This window comes from Janthinobacterium sp. TB1-E2 (genome assembly GCF_036885605.1).
Lineage (GTDB): Bacteria > Pseudomonadota > Gammaproteobacteria > Burkholderiales > Burkholderiaceae_D > Janthinobacterium > Janthinobacterium aestuarii.
The window spans coordinates 3783807-3799809 of sequence record NZ_CP142523.1 but is presented as its reverse complement, the minus strand read 5'-3'; the positions used below and the strand labels follow the sequence as shown (position 1 = coordinate 3799809).

General features: G+C 64.6%; 12 protein-coding genes. 11 read left to right on the top strand and 1 reads right to left on the bottom strand.

The window, feature by feature from the left end; all coding sequences use genetic code 11:
* Positions 1-103: 103 nt before the first annotated feature.
* The 11 genes from gap (at position 104) to OPV09_RS16875 (ending at position 13926) form a co-directional block, all read left to right on the top strand.
* Entirely contained in the window at positions 104-1114 is a 1011-nt protein-coding gene (gene gap, locus OPV09_RS16925; protein ID WP_338678850.1) for a type I glyceraldehyde-3-phosphate dehydrogenase, read from the top strand.
* An 86-nt stretch (positions 1115-1200) separates the two neighbouring features.
* Positions 1201-2661: a pyruvate kinase gene (gene pyk / locus OPV09_RS16920; protein ID WP_080698726.1), complete on the top strand. Its 1461-nt coding sequence runs from the start codon at positions 1201-1203 to the stop codon at positions 2659-2661.
* Between the two features lie 109 nt (positions 2662-2770).
* The gene (locus OPV09_RS16915; protein ID WP_338678849.1) at positions 2771-2944 is read left to right on the top strand and encodes a hypothetical protein; all 174 of its coding nucleotides are present in this window, start codon (positions 2771-2773) and stop codon (positions 2942-2944) included.
* Between the two features lie 60 nt (positions 2945-3004).
* Entirely contained in the window at positions 3005-3487 is a 483-nt protein-coding gene (locus OPV09_RS16910) for a DUF3617 domain-containing protein (RefSeq protein WP_338678848.1), read from the top strand.
* Positions 3488-3555: 68 nt separating this feature from the next.
* Positions 3556-4128 carry a sigma-70 family RNA polymerase sigma factor gene (locus tag OPV09_RS16905; protein ID WP_083292641.1) on the top strand — a complete coding sequence of 191 codons (573 nt, stop codon included), beginning with the start codon at positions 3556-3558 and terminating at the stop codon, positions 4126-4128.
* A gap of 2 nt (positions 4129-4130) precedes the next feature.
* Positions 4131-5093, top strand: a complete 963-nt coding sequence (locus OPV09_RS16900) for a FecR domain-containing protein (RefSeq protein WP_338678847.1) — start codon at positions 4131-4133, stop codon at positions 5091-5093.
* Between the two features lie 392 nt (positions 5094-5485).
* On the top strand, positions 5486-7945 hold the full coding sequence (locus OPV09_RS16895; protein ID WP_338678846.1) for a TonB-dependent siderophore receptor: 2460 nt from the start codon (positions 5486-5488) through the stop codon (positions 7943-7945).
* Positions 7946-8019: 74 nt separating this feature from the next.
* Entirely contained in the window at positions 8020-8388 is a 369-nt protein-coding gene (locus tag OPV09_RS16890; protein WP_331776441.1) for a hypothetical protein, read from the top strand.
* 16 nt (positions 8389-8404) lie between these two features.
* Positions 8405-8863, top strand: a complete 459-nt coding sequence (locus OPV09_RS16885) for a GNAT family N-acetyltransferase (RefSeq protein ID WP_338678845.1) — start codon at positions 8405-8407, stop codon at positions 8861-8863.
* Between the two features lie 346 nt (positions 8864-9209).
* Positions 9210-12917 carry a PAS domain S-box protein gene (locus tag OPV09_RS16880; protein WP_338678844.1) on the top strand — a complete coding sequence of 1236 codons (3708 nt, stop codon included), beginning with the start codon at positions 9210-9212 and terminating at the stop codon, positions 12915-12917.
* A gap of 13 nt (positions 12918-12930) precedes the next feature.
* Positions 12931-13926, top strand: coding sequence for an HD domain-containing phosphohydrolase (locus OPV09_RS16875; protein WP_331776444.1), 996 nt, complete (start codon positions 12931-12933; stop codon positions 13924-13926).
* A gap of 201 nt (positions 13927-14127) precedes the next feature.
* Here the strand turns inward: OPV09_RS16875 and OPV09_RS16870 are convergent, their stop codons facing one another.
* The gene (locus OPV09_RS16870; protein ID WP_081368004.1) at positions 14128-16002 is read right to left on the bottom strand and encodes an esterase/lipase family protein; all 1875 of its coding nucleotides are present in this window, start codon (positions 16000-16002) and stop codon (positions 14128-14130) included.
* Position 16003 lies beyond the last annotated feature (1 nt).

Sequence of the window (16003 nt, the reverse complement as noted above, 5' to 3'; positions counted from 1 at the left end):
GGCAGAGCCGCCGAAAATCCGGGGTCAGACCCGCCGGGTCTGACCCCAGCAGTTGCACTTTGGGTGGCTTTACGAACTCAGCAGAAAACATCAAGGAGACAGCATGACCATCAAAGTTGCCATCAATGGCTATGGCCGCATCGGCCGCAACGTCTTGCGCGCGTTTTATGAAGGCGGCAAGCAACAGGATATCGAGATCGTCGCCATCAACGACCTGGGCGACGCCAAGTCGAATGCGCATTTGACGCGCTACGACACGGTGCACGGCAAGTTTCCCGGCGTCGTCACCATCGACGGCGACAATATGCTCGTCAATGGCGACCGCATCCGCGTCTTCGCGCAGCGCGACCCGGCCCTGATTCCGTGGGGCGAGCTCGGTGTCGACGTGGTGCTCGAATGCACGGGTTTCTTCACGACCAAGGAAAAAGCGTCGGCCCACCTGAAGGGCGGGGCGAAAAAAGTCATCATTTCCGCGCCGGGTGGCAAGGACGTGGACGCCACCATCGTGTTCGGCGTCAACCAGCACGTGCTGAAAGCCACGGACACGGTCATCTCGAATGCCTCGTGCACGACGAATTGCCTGGCGCCACTGGTCAAACCTATCAACGACGCCATCGGCATCGAATCGGGCTTGATGACCACCGTGCACGCCTACACGAACGACCAGGTGCTGTCCGACGTGATGCATGAGGACTTGCGCCGCGCCCGTTCGGCCACGCATTCGATGATTCCCACCAAGACGGGCGCGGCTGCCGCCGTCGGCCTGGTCTTGCCGGAACTCAATGGCAAGCTCGATGGTTTCGCCATCCGCGTGCCGACGATCAACGTCTCGCTGGTCGACCTGTCGTTCATCGCCAAGCGCGATACGACGGTGGAAGAGGTGAATGCCTTGCTGAAAACGGCGTCGGAAGGCGCGCTGAAGGGCATCCTGACTTACCAGACGGAACCGCTTGTTTCCATCGATTTCAACCACAACCCGGCCTCGTCGAATTTCGATTCGACCCTGACCAAGGTTTCGGGCCGCCTCGTGAAAGTGTCGTCGTGGTACGACAACGAGTGGGGCTTCTCGAACCGCATGCTCGACACGACGGTCGCCCTGATGGCGGCCAGGTAAGAACGTAGTACCGCTGATCCAGCGCACCAGGACGGCCGGCCCACAAGGCTGGCCCTTGTAGCAACTTATTTTAGAAAGCAGCAACCATGACCATGCAAGTACAGCAACGCGCCACCAAGATCGTTTCCACCATCGGCCCCGCTTCGAACGATATCGATACCCTGGTCCGCATGTTCAAGGCCGGCGTCGACGTCGTGCGCCTGAACTTTTCGCATGGCAAGGCGCAAGACCATATCGACCGCGCCCGCATGGTGCGTGAAGCGGCTGCCCTGTGCGGCCGCGAAGTGGCCATCATGGCCGACTTGCAAGGCCCGAAAATTCGCGTCGGCAAGTTTGAAGAAGGCAAGATTTTCCTGGAAAACGGCGCCAAGTTCATCCTCGACGCGAAATGGGGCGAGAACGGCGAACTGGGCAACATCGAGCGCTGCGGCCTCGACTACAAGGAATTGCCGCGCGACTTGCGCACGGCCGATGTGCTGCTGCTCAACGATGGCCTGATCGTGCTGACGGTCGACAAAGTCGTCGGCAGCGAAATCCATACGACCGTCAAGATTGGCGGGGAGTTGTCGAACAACAAGGGTATCAACCGCCAGGGCGGCGGCTTGTCGGCGCCGGCCCTGACGGCGAAAGACATGGAAGACGTGAAAACGGCGATGAGCTTCCAGGCCGATTACGTGGCCGTGTCCTTTCCGAAAAACGCCACCGACATGGTCATGGCGCGCCAGCTGGCCAATATCGCCGGCGAAGCATGGGACCACAAGCCGATGATGATCGCCAAGATCGAGCGCGCGGAAGCCATTCCTGCGCTGCAGGAAATTCTCGACGCTTCCGACGGCATCATGGTGGCCCGTGGCGACCTGGCCGTGGAAGTGGGCAATGCGGCCGTGCCGGCCTTGCAAAAGCGCATGATCAAGATGGCGCGCGCATCGAACAAGCTGGCGATTACGGCCACGCAGATGATGGAATCGATGATCGTCAACGCCGTGCCGACCCGCGCGGAAGTGTCCGACGTGGCCAATGCCGTGCTCGATGGCACGGATGCCGTCATGACGTCGGCAGAAACGGCGTCGGGCCGTTACCCGATCGAAACGGTGGAGGCGATGGCCGCCATCTGCCTGGATGCGGAAAAGTGGGATACCTGCAAGCTGGACGCCGATTTCCTCAACGCCACCTTCTCGCGCATCGACCAGTCGATCGCGTATGGCGCCCTGTTTACGGCCCATCACCTGCGCGTGAAAGCCATCGCCACCCTGACGGAATCGGGCTCCACAGCCTTGTGGATGAGCCGCTGCAACATCGACATCCCGATCGTCGCCCTGACCCCGAGCGTGGGCACGCGCCGCAAGCTGGCCCTGTACCGCAACGTCAGTACCCTGGAACTGACGTCCGGCACGGACCGCGACAAGGTCTTGCAGCAGGCGGAAGATTTGTTGGTCGAACATAAAGTCGTGGCCAAGGGCGACACCGTCGTGCTGACCTGGGGCGAGCCGATGGGCAAGGTTGGCGGCACGAATGCGCTGAAAATCATGAAGATCGGCCAGCACTGATCGTATTACGACCCTATCCACCGCAAAGCAGATGTCCAATCTGCCATTGCGGTGGCCGCATTTCCGTGTCAGCATGGTTTTCTGTCCTTCCAGGGCACCTCCGGAGTTCATGATGACCGAGTACCTGCCTGCCTTGATCTGGTCGCTGTCGGCCTTCGCCTGCCTCTTCATCGCCAAACGCCGCGCCTTACGAATAACGGCCATCCGTGCCGTTCTGGTGACTTTCCTGGGGCCGTTTGCCATTCCCTTCGTACTGGCCGCAAGGCCCGAGGTGCACGGCTAAGCGTGTGGCCTGCGCGCATTCCTCTTTGCTATATTCAAACTTTTAGCTAGAGGAATGCCCATGAAGCGTAGCGCCACCTTGCTCCTGATGACTATTTTCCCCCTGTGCGCGGCCACGTTCGCTTCGGCGGCCGAGCCTGTGCAGCGCTTGCAACGCGCCACGGGGCTGTGGAAGGTGACGCCCGCCACCTCGCCATTTTCCTGGGAAATCTGCGTCGACCACGCGCGCGACCGCCTGATCGACGACGACCTGTGGTCCGGCTTCGAGCAGGAATGCAAGATCGAGTCGCAAAGCCGCCAGGGCGACAGTTACCAATTTACGTCCAGCTGCCCGGACGCCAGGCTGGCCGGCACCTTCAAGGGAGACCTGGCCAAGGCATATACCTTGAGTGCCGACACCACCGTGCAAGTCAATGGCAAGAGCGAGGTGCAGCGCACGGAACTGGCGGCCGTGTTTCAGGGCGCTTGTCCGGCGGGGCTGGCGCCGGGCGCGAAGAAAATGCGCGGCGGCATGGTGATGAAGAGCTTGTATACCGACCGCTAGAAGATTGCAGCCACGCTGAAACAACAGTTTCCTGGGATAGGCGGGCGCCGGCATTGACGCCGGAGGCAATGATTTGTGATAATGAGAATTATTATCAATTAGCCGCGCCTTGCCTTGCGCGCATCGGAGTCCCAGTGAACATTGCGCAGTCCAGCGAGTCGATAGCCGGCATCTACAGCAGCCACCACGGCTGGCTGATGCGCTGGCTGCGCGCCAAGCTGCAGTGCGCCGACCATGCGGCCGACCTGGCGCACGATACCTTCGTGCGCCTGCTGATGGCGCCGCCGGAGAACCGGCAAAGCTTGCGCGAGCCGCGCGCCTACCTGACGACCGTGGCGCAGCGCCTGCTGATCGACCATTACCGGCGCCTCTCGCTGGAGCAGGCCTGGCTGGAAACGCTGGCGCAGCAACCTGAATTGCTGATGCAATCGCCGGAAGAGCGGCTGCTCGTGCGTGAAGCTCTGCAGCGCATCGATGCCATGCTCGACGGCTTGCCGCCGCTCGTGCGCAGCGCCTTCCTGCTGGCCCATGTCGATGGCCTCGGCTACGGGGAAATCGCCCGGCGCCTGGCCGTGAGCGAGCGTAGCATCAAGCGCTATATGGTGCAGGCGTTCGAGCGCTGCATTCTGTTGATCCTGTGAACGTGGCCATCGATCCCCGCGCGGCCCGGGCGGCGGCGCAATGGCTGGTGCGCCTGCACGGGGGCGCTTTGACTTCCGACGAGCAGCAAGCGTTCCAGGCCTGGCGCGCCAGCGATCCCACGCATGAACTGGCGTGGCAGCGGGCCGAGCTGGTGTGCAGCACCCTGGCCAGCGTGCCGCCCGCTCTGCGCCAGACGGCGGACGCGGCGCCGCATTCGCCGCAGCGGCGCGCCGTGCTTTACGGCTTGGCCGGGCTGATCGCGGCCGGGCCGGCCCTGTGGCTGGCCAGCCAGTCGGCACCGTGGCAAGCGTGGCGCGCCGGCATCCGCACGGCCAGGGGCGAAATCCGCCACATGACATTACCCGACGGCACGCAACTGGTGCTCAATACGGACACGGCCATCGACGTGCGCTTTGACGGCACGGCACGGCTGGTGGACTTGCATGCAGGGGAAATCCATGTTGCCACGGCGCACGACGCAGCCGTGCCCGCGCGCCCCTTCCTCGTGCGCAGCAGCAATGGCGCTGTGCGCGCGCTGGGCACGCACTTCAGCGTGCGCCAGCGCGGTACCATGCTGGCGCCGCGCACCGAGGTCAGCGTCAGCGAGGGCGCCGTCGAGATCGCGCCATCGCAAGCGCCCGACGCCTTGCGCAGGATCGATGCGGGGCGGCAGGGCAGTTTCGATGACGTGGCCGTTTCCGCCTTGACGCCGCTGGCATCGCATGCGGACGCCTGGCTGCGGGGCGTGCTGATCGCCGAACGCATGCCGCTGGGCGAGTTGCTGGAACAGGTGGCGCGCTATCGCTATGGGGTGCTGCGCTGCGATCCCGCGCTGGCGGCCCTGCCCGTGGACGGCATCTTCCAGTTGAACGCCCCCGACAACATCCTGCTCTTGCTGCAGCGCTCCTTGCCGATCCGGCTGGCGTACCGCACGCGCTACTGGATCAGCGTCGAGGCGGCTTGAGCTTGTCGGCTTACGCGTGGCGGGTCTTGTAGGTCGGCTTAGCCCGCAGGGCGTAAGCCGACAGGCAACGTTGGCTGGTCTTGTCGGCTTACGCGCGGCTGTGCCCCGCTAAGCCGACCTACGGTTTGTGCGGATATGAGCAGCTTGGTGTGCTTGTGTAGGTCGGCTTAGCCCGCAGGGCGTAAGCCGACAGGCAACGTTGGCTGGTACGCGCGGCTGCGCCCCGTTAAGCCGACCTACGATGTTCCGCCAAGCCGACGCGCGCCGCTTATTTTGCATTTCCCCTGTCCCTTTTTCCGGATTGCTTCGTCATACAAGGTAGAGAACGAACAATCCGAACCATCGAAAGGGTCCACATGGCTTTGCAGCACCGTAACTTTACCGCAGCACGCATGACGCTCCATCCCACCACCGGCGCCGTGCGCGCCGCGCTGGTCCTGTTGCTTGCCGTGGGCGCGGCCGGCGCCGGCTTGCCGCACATGGCGGTGGCGGCCGAGGCCAGCCCGGCCGCCAACGTGCGCGAGTACAACATTCCCGCCGGCAGCTTGCGCGATGCCTTACCCGCGTTTGCCATCGCCGCCGGAATCAACCTGTCCACCCAGGGTGTGGCGCTCGACGGCTTGGTGACGCGGGGTTTGCAGGGGCGCCATGGCGTCACGGCCGGCTTGCAAAAACTGCTGCAGGGCAGCGGCCTGGAAGCGGCGGATGGTGGCAACGGCAATTACCTGCTGCGCAAGATCAATACCAGCACGGCCGATGGGGGACTTGCCAGCATGCCGGCCGTTGTCGTCAGCGCCGAGGCGGACCGCGCCACGGAAGGCACGGGGCTGTATACGGCCCGTAATATATCGACGGCCACGGGCTTGAACCTGTCGCAGCGCCACACGCCGCAAACGGTCAGCGTTATTTCGCGCCAGCAAATGGAAGATTTCGATTTGACCACCTTGCAGGACGTGGCGCGCGCCACGCCCGGCATCTATGGCAAGACGCAAGGCGTGTCCGACCAGGAAACCACGTATTTCGCGCGCGGCTTCGCCTTGAGCCACGTCAACGTTGATGGTTTGCCGTTGGATGTCACGGGTTTTAACGAGCGCAACGTCTCGGCCGACATGCTGATGTACGACAGGGTGGAAGTGGTGCGCGGCGCCACGGGCTTGATGGAAGGGGCGGGCGCGCCGTCGGGCAGCATCAATATGATACGCAAGCGCCCCACGGCCACGCCCTTGCTGAACGCCTCGGCTCACCTGGGCAGCTGGAAGGACCGGCAATTGACGGTCGACGCCAGCAATGCGCTGAATGCGTCGGGCAGCGTGCGGGGCAGGGTGGCGGCCAGCTGGCGCGACAGCGACAGTTTCGTCGACGTGGTCAACAACAAGAACAGCACCGTGTATGCGATCGTCGAGGCGGACCTGACGCCGTCGACCACGGCCGGCATCGGTTTTTCGCGCCAGCACAGCCGCACGGACGGCGTGTTTGTCGGCTTGCCGACCTTGCTTGACGGCCGTCACATGGATTTGCCCCGGTCGACCTTCTTGAACAATGCCGACTCGTTCCAGAAACGCGACAATAACGTCCTCTTCGCCGACATGGAAACGCGGCTCGACAAGGGCTGGCGCAGCCGCTTCGCCATCACGCGCATCGACGCCTCGTCCAGCACGCGCAATACCACCAACAGCCGCATCGATGGCGAAATATACAAGCTGAACCAGTCGGAAACGGGCTGGAAGTACAACACGGAGCAAGTCGTGGCCGACTGGCGCCTGAGCGGCCCCGTCACCTGGTTCGGCCGCAAGCACGACGTGATCGTCGGCGCCAGCTACCGCCACGACGATTCGGACGCGGGCCAGAGCTGGGAAGGCGCTGCCACGCGCGTGATCGATATCCGCCAGTGGAATCCCTACGCCTACCCGATGCGCGGCGCGCCGTTCGAGCCCTACAACTGGGGCCGCAAGACGGACGAGAAGGGTGTGTATGCGGCCGGCAACTTCAGCCTGGCCGATCCGCTGCGCCTGGTGCTGGGCGGGCGCTTCGGTTGGTATGCGCAGGATGTGACGGGCTGGTATGCCACCAATCCGACCTGGCGCCGCGGCCTGACGGAAAATGCGAAATTCACGCCGTACGCAGGCCTCGTCTACGATGTGGACCGGCATCACTCCGTGTATGCGAGCGGCACGCAGATTTTCGAGCCGCAAAGTTCGCTGGACGTGCGCGGCAACACCTTGCCGCCGTTGAGCGGCACCAACCTGGAAGTGGGCGTCAAGGGCGAGTATTTCGGCGGCCGGCTCAATGCCAGCGGCGCGCTGTTTCGCATCAAGCAGAATAATCGCGCCATGGCCGATGAGCTTAATTGTCCCACGGGCGGCGCCATCTACTGCGCCCGTGCGGCCGGGCAGGTGCGGAGCGAAGGCGTCGATCTGCAATTGTCGGGCTCGCCATTGCCGGGCTGGCAGATCGCGGGCGGCTACACCTATGTACTGGCCAAGTACACGCAGGACAGCGTGGCGGCGAATATCGGCCAGCGCATCGCCACGGACGAACCGAAGCAGCTGTTCAAGCTGATGACGAACGTACAGCTGGGTGGCAGCCTGGCGCAATGGAATGTGGGCGCCTCCGTCTACGCGCAGGACAAGATTGAGCGCCGCGACACGGCTTACCTTACGCGGCAGGGCGGCTACGCCATCGTCGGGCTGACGGCCGGTTACCGCATCAGCGAGCAGCTGCAGCTGCGCCTGAATATCGACAACGTGCTCGACCGCCGCTATTACCAGGCGCTCGGCTATGCGTGGTCGGGCGGGCTGGAGCGTTACGGCGCGCCGCGCAGCGTGCTGCTGTCCTTGCACTACAAGATGTAGCCGTTGCGCCAGCAGAGCGCGTCCCTTGCGGCGCCTCTGCTACACTGCCGCCGTCTTTATCTTTTCACTTTGCCATGACCGCTACTCCTGTCCTCACCCCCCTGAAAAGCGCTTTCCAGCAATCGCGCACCGAGAATAACATCGAGCTGATCCTGCCCGAACTGCTGGCCGCGCAATTGCACGTCGTTATCGGTGGGCAGAGCGAGCAGATCGACCTGTTCCTCGTGCCGTCGCCCAATCCCGAACGCCAGTGCGTGACGGTGGCGGAAGACCTGGCCTTCCTGGCCGGCATCGCGTTTCCGAAGATTCCCGTGACGGGTGCGCAATTGGTCGCCTCGATTCCCGCCGAGATCGAAATCGTGATCTTGCACGGCGATGGCGCCAATTACCTGACGCGCGAGCAACTGGCATGGTTCCGCGGCATGCTGGGGCAGAACGCCTGAGCGCAATAAAAAAAGCATGGCCGTCAACGCTGCCCTGACCCTGCGTCCCGTGTGCACGGCCAACGCCGAGGCCGTCATCGGGCTGCCGCTGCATGCGGCGCAACGCGATTTTATTGCCAGCAATGCCGAGTCGCTGGCGCTGGCCGCCAGCCATGCCAACATGCACGCGCGCGCCATCTATGCCGGCGACGAACTGATCGGCTTTGCCATGTATGCGCTGCCGGGCAGTGCGGGGCGGCAGGATACGCATGTGCTGTACCGCCTGATGATCGCGGCGCCGTGGCAGGGCCAGGGATTTGCCCGGGCGGCCCTGGCCCTGCTGCTGGCCGAGATGCGCGCGCGCGGCGCGGGCAGGGTGGTGCTCTACTATGTACCCGCCAATGCGCGTGCCCGGCAACTGTACGCGCAGGCCGGTTTCGTCGAGATGGGACTCGACGGCGATGGCGAGATGATGGCCGAGCGCCTGCTTTCCTGAGCCTGTCGCATCGCAGCCGCAGAATAGTTTTCTTCTGGCAACTATATTGCTGAAGTCCTATGAATATTTTCGCAAAGCAACTATACTCATGGCTCTTTAAAAAATCATCGTCACGCTGGCGGCCAGACATCCGCGCCAGAGTTCGTACGCATTCCGCCTGTTCTCTCTGAACGGGCACCTTTCCCCCGCGCGGCAGGCGCGGGCGTGATGACCGAGCCTTGCCCTGGTCGACTGCTACCGTTGTCATTTCCGCTGTATTGCCGCTTTAGTAAAAAGCCTGGCGACGGCGCGCGGTGTGCCGTCATGTTTTGCGACGTTAGGTTTCACTCTCTTATGCCACGACAGTATGTTTAGTTCCATCTTTGCCGTATCGACCGATACCACGCAGTACATTTATGGCACGCACAATGCCTGGCTGGTGCTGTTTTCCATCGGTATCGCCATCTTTGCCTCGTTCATGGCGCTGCAGATCGCCGGCATGGCGCGCAGCAGCGAGCGCGGCTTTCAGCGCCAGACGGCCATCATCACGGGCGCCATCGCGCTCGGTGGCGGCATCTGGTCGATGCACTTCATCGGCATGCTGGCCTTCGACATCTGCACGCGGGTGTCCTTCGACCCTGGCCTGACCCTGCTGTCGATGCTGCCCGGCATGGCCGCTTCGTGGGTGGCGCTGCACTTGCTGGCGCGTCCGAGCATCAACTGGCGGCAACTGGTGGTGGGCGGCGTGCTCGTCGGCGTGGGCATCGGCTCCATGCATTACAGCGGCATGGCCGCCATGCAGACGTCTCTGGCCCTGCGCTACGAACCCTGGCTGTTCGCCCTGTCGCTGCTCGTGGCCGTGACCTTGGCCATGCTGGCGCTGTGGGTACGCTTCGGCCTGAGCGCCATGCGCCAGCGCCTGAGCCCATTGGCCTCCTTGCTGCTCAGCAGCGTGGTGATGGGCCTGGCCATTTCCGGCATGCACTACACAGGCATGCTGGCCGCGCGTTTTTCCGGCACGCCCACGGCAGGCGAGAACACGATCACGGTGCAAGCTTCGTTCGTGGCCCTGGCCGTGGCCCTGATCACTGTCACCCTGACCGTCTTCGTGGCCGCCGCGAACGGCTTGCTGCGCTACCGCCAGCTGCTGCGCCACGCCAGCGTCAGCGAATCGCGCCTGCGCGCCATCGTCGATACGGCGGCCGATGGCTTGATCACCATCGATGGCCAGGGCAAGGTGCGCTCCTTCAATCCCGCCGCGGAAAGCCTGTTCGGCTGGCGCGAAGCGGAAATCGTGGGGCGCGACGCCAGCGTGCTGCTGCAGCCGGCCGACGCGGCCGAATACGAAGGCTATCTGCGCGACTACCTGGAAACGGGCGCCTCGCGCATCCTCGACAGCGGACGCGAACTCGATGGCCGCCACAAGGATGGCGCCGTGCTGCCCATGCGCGTGGCGATCGGCAAGATCGATACGCCGGGCCAGCCCCTGTTCGTGGCATTTGTCACGGACATGCGCTCGTCGCGCAGCATGGAGCAGGCGCTCAAGGACAGCGAGCGCCAGTACCGCACCCTGATCCGCAATATCCCCGGCGTGTCCTTCCACTGCAGCTTCGCGCCCGAATGGAAGATGATCTTCATCAGCGACGCCGTCTTCAATCTGACGGGCTGGCTGCCGCAGGACTTCGCCGAAGGGCGGGTCAGGCTGTTCGACCTCGTGCATCCAGACGACCGCCAGCGCGTCAACGACACCTGCGTGCAGGCGGCCGGCGAACGGCGCGATTTCGAGAACGTCTACCGCATGATCCACCGCGACGGGCGCGAGCGCTGGGTGCGCGAAAGCAGCGGCCCCGTGCTCGATAACGACGGCGTGGTGCGCTGGATCGACGGCGTCATCCTCGATATCACGGAAAGCGAATTGCGCAACGCGGAATACGAGGGCAAGGTGACGGCGATCTCGCGTGCGACGGCCGTCGCGGAGTTCGACCTGCAGGGACGCATCCTGGCGGCCAACCAGAACTTCCTCGACCTGGTCGGCTACCAGCTCGACGACGTGCTGGGCCTGCACCACAGCATCTTCTGCGAGCCGGGCTATGTGATCTCGCCCGACTACAGCGCGTTCTGGCAGCAACTGGCGCAGGGTGAATTCAATACGGGCGAGTACAAGCGCATCGGCAAGCATGGCAAGGAAGTGTGGATACAGGCTTCGTACAACCCGATCTTCAACACGGACGGCAAGCCGTTCAAGGTGGTCAAGCTGGCCACCGACGTGAGCGAGCGGCGCGCCATGCAGGAAAACCTGCGCGCGGCGAAAGACCGCGCCGAGCTGGCCGCCGAATCGAAGACCAGTTTCCTGGCCAACATGAGCCATGAAATCCGCACGCCGATGAACGCCATCATCGGCTTTACGGAAGTGCTGCTGGGGACCGCCCTGGACAGCCTGCAGCGCCGCCACCTGGGCACGGTGCGCCAGTCGGCCCGTTCGCTGCTCGAGCTGCTCAACGACATCCTCGATATGGCCAAGCTGGAAAAAGGCGCGACCGAGCTGGAACTGGTGGACTTTTCGCTGCCGGACCTGGTCGACCACGTGGCCGCGTCCCTGCGCATCACGGCGCATGCGCGCGACCTCGTGCTGCATGTCGATGTCGATCCCGGCATGGGCCAGTTCTTCCTGGGCGACGCGCGCCGGGTGCAGCAGGTGCTGACGAATCTGATCGGCAACGCCGTCAAGTTCACGGAAGTGGGCCATGTGCGCGTGGCCGTCGGCATGCAGGGCGAGCAGGTGCATATCGCCGTGCACGACACGGGCATCGGCATCCCGGCCGACCGCCTGGACAAGATCTTCGCGCCCTTTACGCAAGCCGATTCCTCGATGAGCCGCCGCTTTGGCGGCACGGGCCTGGGCACGACGATTTCGCTGCAGCTGGTCGAGCTGATGGGGGGCACCATCACGGTGGAAAGCACCCTGGGCGTGGGCAGCGTGTTCCACGTGCTGCTGCCGCTGGCGCCGGGCAAGGCCGTGTCGCGCCGCAGCGAGCAGCCCGTGGTGGCCTTGCCGCCGCTGCGCATCCTGGCGGCCGACGACGTGCCGCAGAACGTCGAGCTGCTCCTGATCAGCCTGGGCGCGGCCGGCCACCAGGTGATCGCCGCCAGCGATGGCGAGAGCGCCGTGCGCGAGTTCAGCAAGGGCAGCTTCGATGTCGTCCTGATGGACGTGCAGATGCCGCGCATGGATGGCCTGGAAGCGACGCGTCTGATCCGTGTGTACGAGCGCGAGCAGGGTTTGAAGGCGACGCCCATCATCGCCCTGACGGCCAGCGTGCTGGAACAGGACCGGCGCGCGGCGCAGACGGCAGGCATGAACGGTTTTGCTTCGAAGCCGCTGGAAATGCACAAGCTGACGGCGGAAATCGCCCGCCTGCTCGATATCGCCGTGTCCATGCCGCCGCCGGCGGCCGGCGCGGCGGCGCGTGCGGCCGCCGGCCAGGTCGACTGGCAGCGCGGCATCGCCCTGTGGGGCGGCCGCGAAGCTTTGCAGCGGGCGATTGGCCGCTTCGTGCAGGCCAATGGCGACTGCGCCGCCATGCTGGCGGCCGAACTGGAACGCGGCGGCAGCAGCGTGGCCGGCCATTTGCTGCACCGTATCAAGGGCGCTGCGGGCAACCTGTGCCTGGTGCAGGTCGAAAGCCTGCTGGGCCGCATCGAACAGGCGATCGCGCGCCAGCTGCCGGCGACCGAATTGCTGGTGCAGCTGGCCGCCTCCTTCATGGCGCTGGCCGGCGAACTGGAAGAATCGGGCATGCCGGCCGTGGCAGTGGGTACGCCGGCTGCCGGCGCGCCACTCGATGCCGACGCCGCTGGCGCCTTGCTGCGGCAAGCCATCGCCAGCCTGGAAGGCGGGCAGCTCGACGACGCCCTGATGGCGCAGATCGCGGCCATGCTGGCGCCGCACGGCCAGCAGCAGCGACTGCAGGCGCTGGCCAGCGCCATCGACGACTTTGAATTTGCGCGCGCCGCGGGCGTGCTGCGCCAACTGCTGGCGTGGCTGGAAACGCCTATGCTTGCCGACCTTTCCTGATATTGGGCTTACGATGACCTTACACGAAGACAAACCGATCCTGCTGCTGGTCGACGATGAAGCGACGAATCTGCAGGTGCTGCGCCAGATCCTGCAGGACGATTACCGCCTGCTGTACGCCAAGGATGGCGAGAAGGCGCTGGAGCTGGCGCAGAACAACCCCGTCGAACTGATCCTGCTCGACATCATGATGCCCGCGATGACAGGCTATGAAGTGTGCCGCCAATTGAAAGCCATGCCGGCGACGGCGCCCATTCCCGTCATCTTCGTCACCGCCCTGTGCGACGTGAAGGATGAGGCGGACGGTTTTGACGCGGGCGCCGTCGATTACATCACCAAGCCGGTCAGCCCGCCCATCGTGCGCGCCCGCGTGCGCACGCACCTGTCGCTGGTGGACGCCGAGGAATTGCGCCGCTCGCGCCTGCAGGTGATCCAGACCCTGGGCCAGGCCGCCGAATACAAGGATAACGAGACGGGCATGCACGTCATCCGCATGAGCTATTACGCGCGCCAGCTGGCGCTCGCGGCCGGCTACAGCGCGGGCAGGGCGGAAGACCTATTGAATGCGGCGCCCATGCACGACGTGGGCAAGATCGGCATCCCCGACGCCATCCTGCAAAAGCCGGGCAAGCTCGATGCGGACGAGTGGCAAGTCATGCGCCGCCACGCGGAAATCGGCGCGGCCATCATCGGCGAGCACGCGAGCGGCTTGCTGAAAATGGCGCGCACCATCGCCCTGACGCACCACGAAAAATGGGACGGCAGCGGCTATCCGCAAGGCTTGAAGGGCGAGGAAATCCCGCATGAAGGCCGCATCGTCGCCATCGCCGACGTCTTCGACGCCCTCACCAGCGAACGCCCGTACAAGCGCGCCTGGACCATCGACGAAGCCATCGCCACCATGCAGCGCGACAGCGGCACGCACTTCGATCCTGAGCTGCTGGCGCTGTTCGTCGAGCAGCTGCCGGCCATGCTGGAGATCAAGGACAAGTGGCGCGAGCCGGTGTGATGCTGGGAGCACGGCAACAACGTTGTCGGATTACGGCTCCGCCTAATCCGACCTACGGTTGCCAGCCCAGGCATTGGCACCAGTCGGGTAGGTCGGCTTAGCGCGGAGCGCGTAAGCCGACATCACTATGGGCGTGGCCAATAATGTTGTCGGACTACCGCCTGCGGCCTCGGCGGCTTCGCCTAATCCGACCTACGGTTGTTAATCCGCCAGCCGCAAAATCCGCCGTATCTCCAGAATCGCCTGCGGGCTTTCCTGCACGCTGTGCCACGAGGGGATGACTTTTTCCGACTGTGCGCCGTCGAGGTGGGCGCTGGCGTAGGGCACGACGCCGTCGCTCGATTCCGCCAGCGGCAGGTCTGGCGTGTCGTTGCCCATGATGGAGTAGTAGCGCACGTTCGGGCTGATGGGCAGGTCGGCTACCAGGCGCACGAACGGGTCCTTGTCGCTGAGGTTATCGATGCTGTTGGGGATGCGCAGCGGCTCGCTGCTGCCCGTGTCGAGCTGCGCCAGGCTGCCGGCCGCGTCGGACAACTGGTCGAGCATGGTGATGGGCAGCGTGACGAGGTTGGCGATCCAGCGCGCCACCTTGTGGTTGGCGAACGAGGTGCCGCGGTGCGGCGCGGCGATGAAGATGGCGCGGTTTACCTGCGGCATGGCCGTGAAATTCAGATAGGGGGCCAGTCCCGCACGGACTTTTTCCGCCTTCTTGCCCTTCAAATTGTATTCTTCCGTGATGGCGTCGAGCAGGGTGTTGCTGGCATCGGAAACCATCAGGCGCGCCAGTACGCCGCCCATGCTGTGGCCGATCAAGACCATGTCGTTGGCCGCGTCGGCCTTGGCGGCAGGGTCAAATTGCGCCAGGGTCGCGTTCAGCGCCTTGCGGATGGCGGCGTTGTTGGCGGCCAGCGGCGCATTGCTCGGGTAGTACACCTGCCAGATCTGGTAGCGGCGGCGCAGCTGTTCGTCGCCCATCAGTTCATTCGCCACGTTGATCCACGCTTCCGGGCTGCTGGCCAGGCCGTGCAGCATGACGATGGTGCGCTTGTTCGGATCGTAGGGCTGCATCAGGTGCACCTGCGGGCGCGAGATGCCGTCGGCGCTGCCGAACAGGGTGCGCAACGCCTGCACGCCGAAGCCGGAGCGGGCCAGCCACAGGCCATAGCCGGCCGTGAAGTTGGCCGCCACGGGAAGTTCCTGTCCCGCCATGCGCGTCGATTCGCTGCGCGTCGGATCGACCAGCATCACCAGCAGCTGTTGCGTGGCCAATACCTCCTGCAGGCTGTTGCCGTCGAAGCGGATCAGCGCCGTGACGACGGGGAAACGCGTTTCCTGGTAGGGCACATACTCGCCTTTCGGCGCCCGGGGCTTGGGCATGACGGCCACCAGGTCGGCGCCGAAGCCGTCGCGCCGGTACACATTGCGCAGGCCGGAAAACGACAGCGAGGTGGCCGGCAGCAGTTCGTCGGGCAGGGTGCCGTCATCGGGCAGGCGCAGGGCAGACAGTTCGCTGTCGATCTGCCAGCCGGCGACGCGGATCACATTGCCGTCCGGGCGGTATTCGCCACGGTGGCGGAACAGATTGCCGACGGCCTTTTGCACGGCATAGTTGTAGTAGTCGCGGATTTGCGTCTGGCGTTCCTCGAAGGCGCGCTGGCCCGGCGTGCGGGTTGTGTAGAACAGGTAGGCATACGCGTAGCGGGCCGATTCGAGCCAGGCGGCCAGCGTTTCGGCACTCGGGTGGCCGCCCTGTTTTTCTTCCGCCAGCGCGCTTTCCAGCCACAATTCGGACAGGGTGGCCAGGCGCTGTTCGTCGCTGAGCAGCTCGGAGCGGGCCAGGTCGGCGCGGCAGCTGCCCGTATTGGCTTCGCAGGCGGCGATGTCGCTGCCGATGATGCGCAGCACCTCGCTGGCCGAGGCGCTCAGTTTGCCCGTGGTGAGGATGTCGCCGCGCCGCTGCTGCAGATAGTCGGCCGGTGAAATGGAGCTGACGGTGACGGCGGCGCAGCCGCTCAGCAGCGCCGCCGCGCACAGCAGGGCGCCCAGGCGCAGGCGCCGCATCAGCGTGGCCCGCATG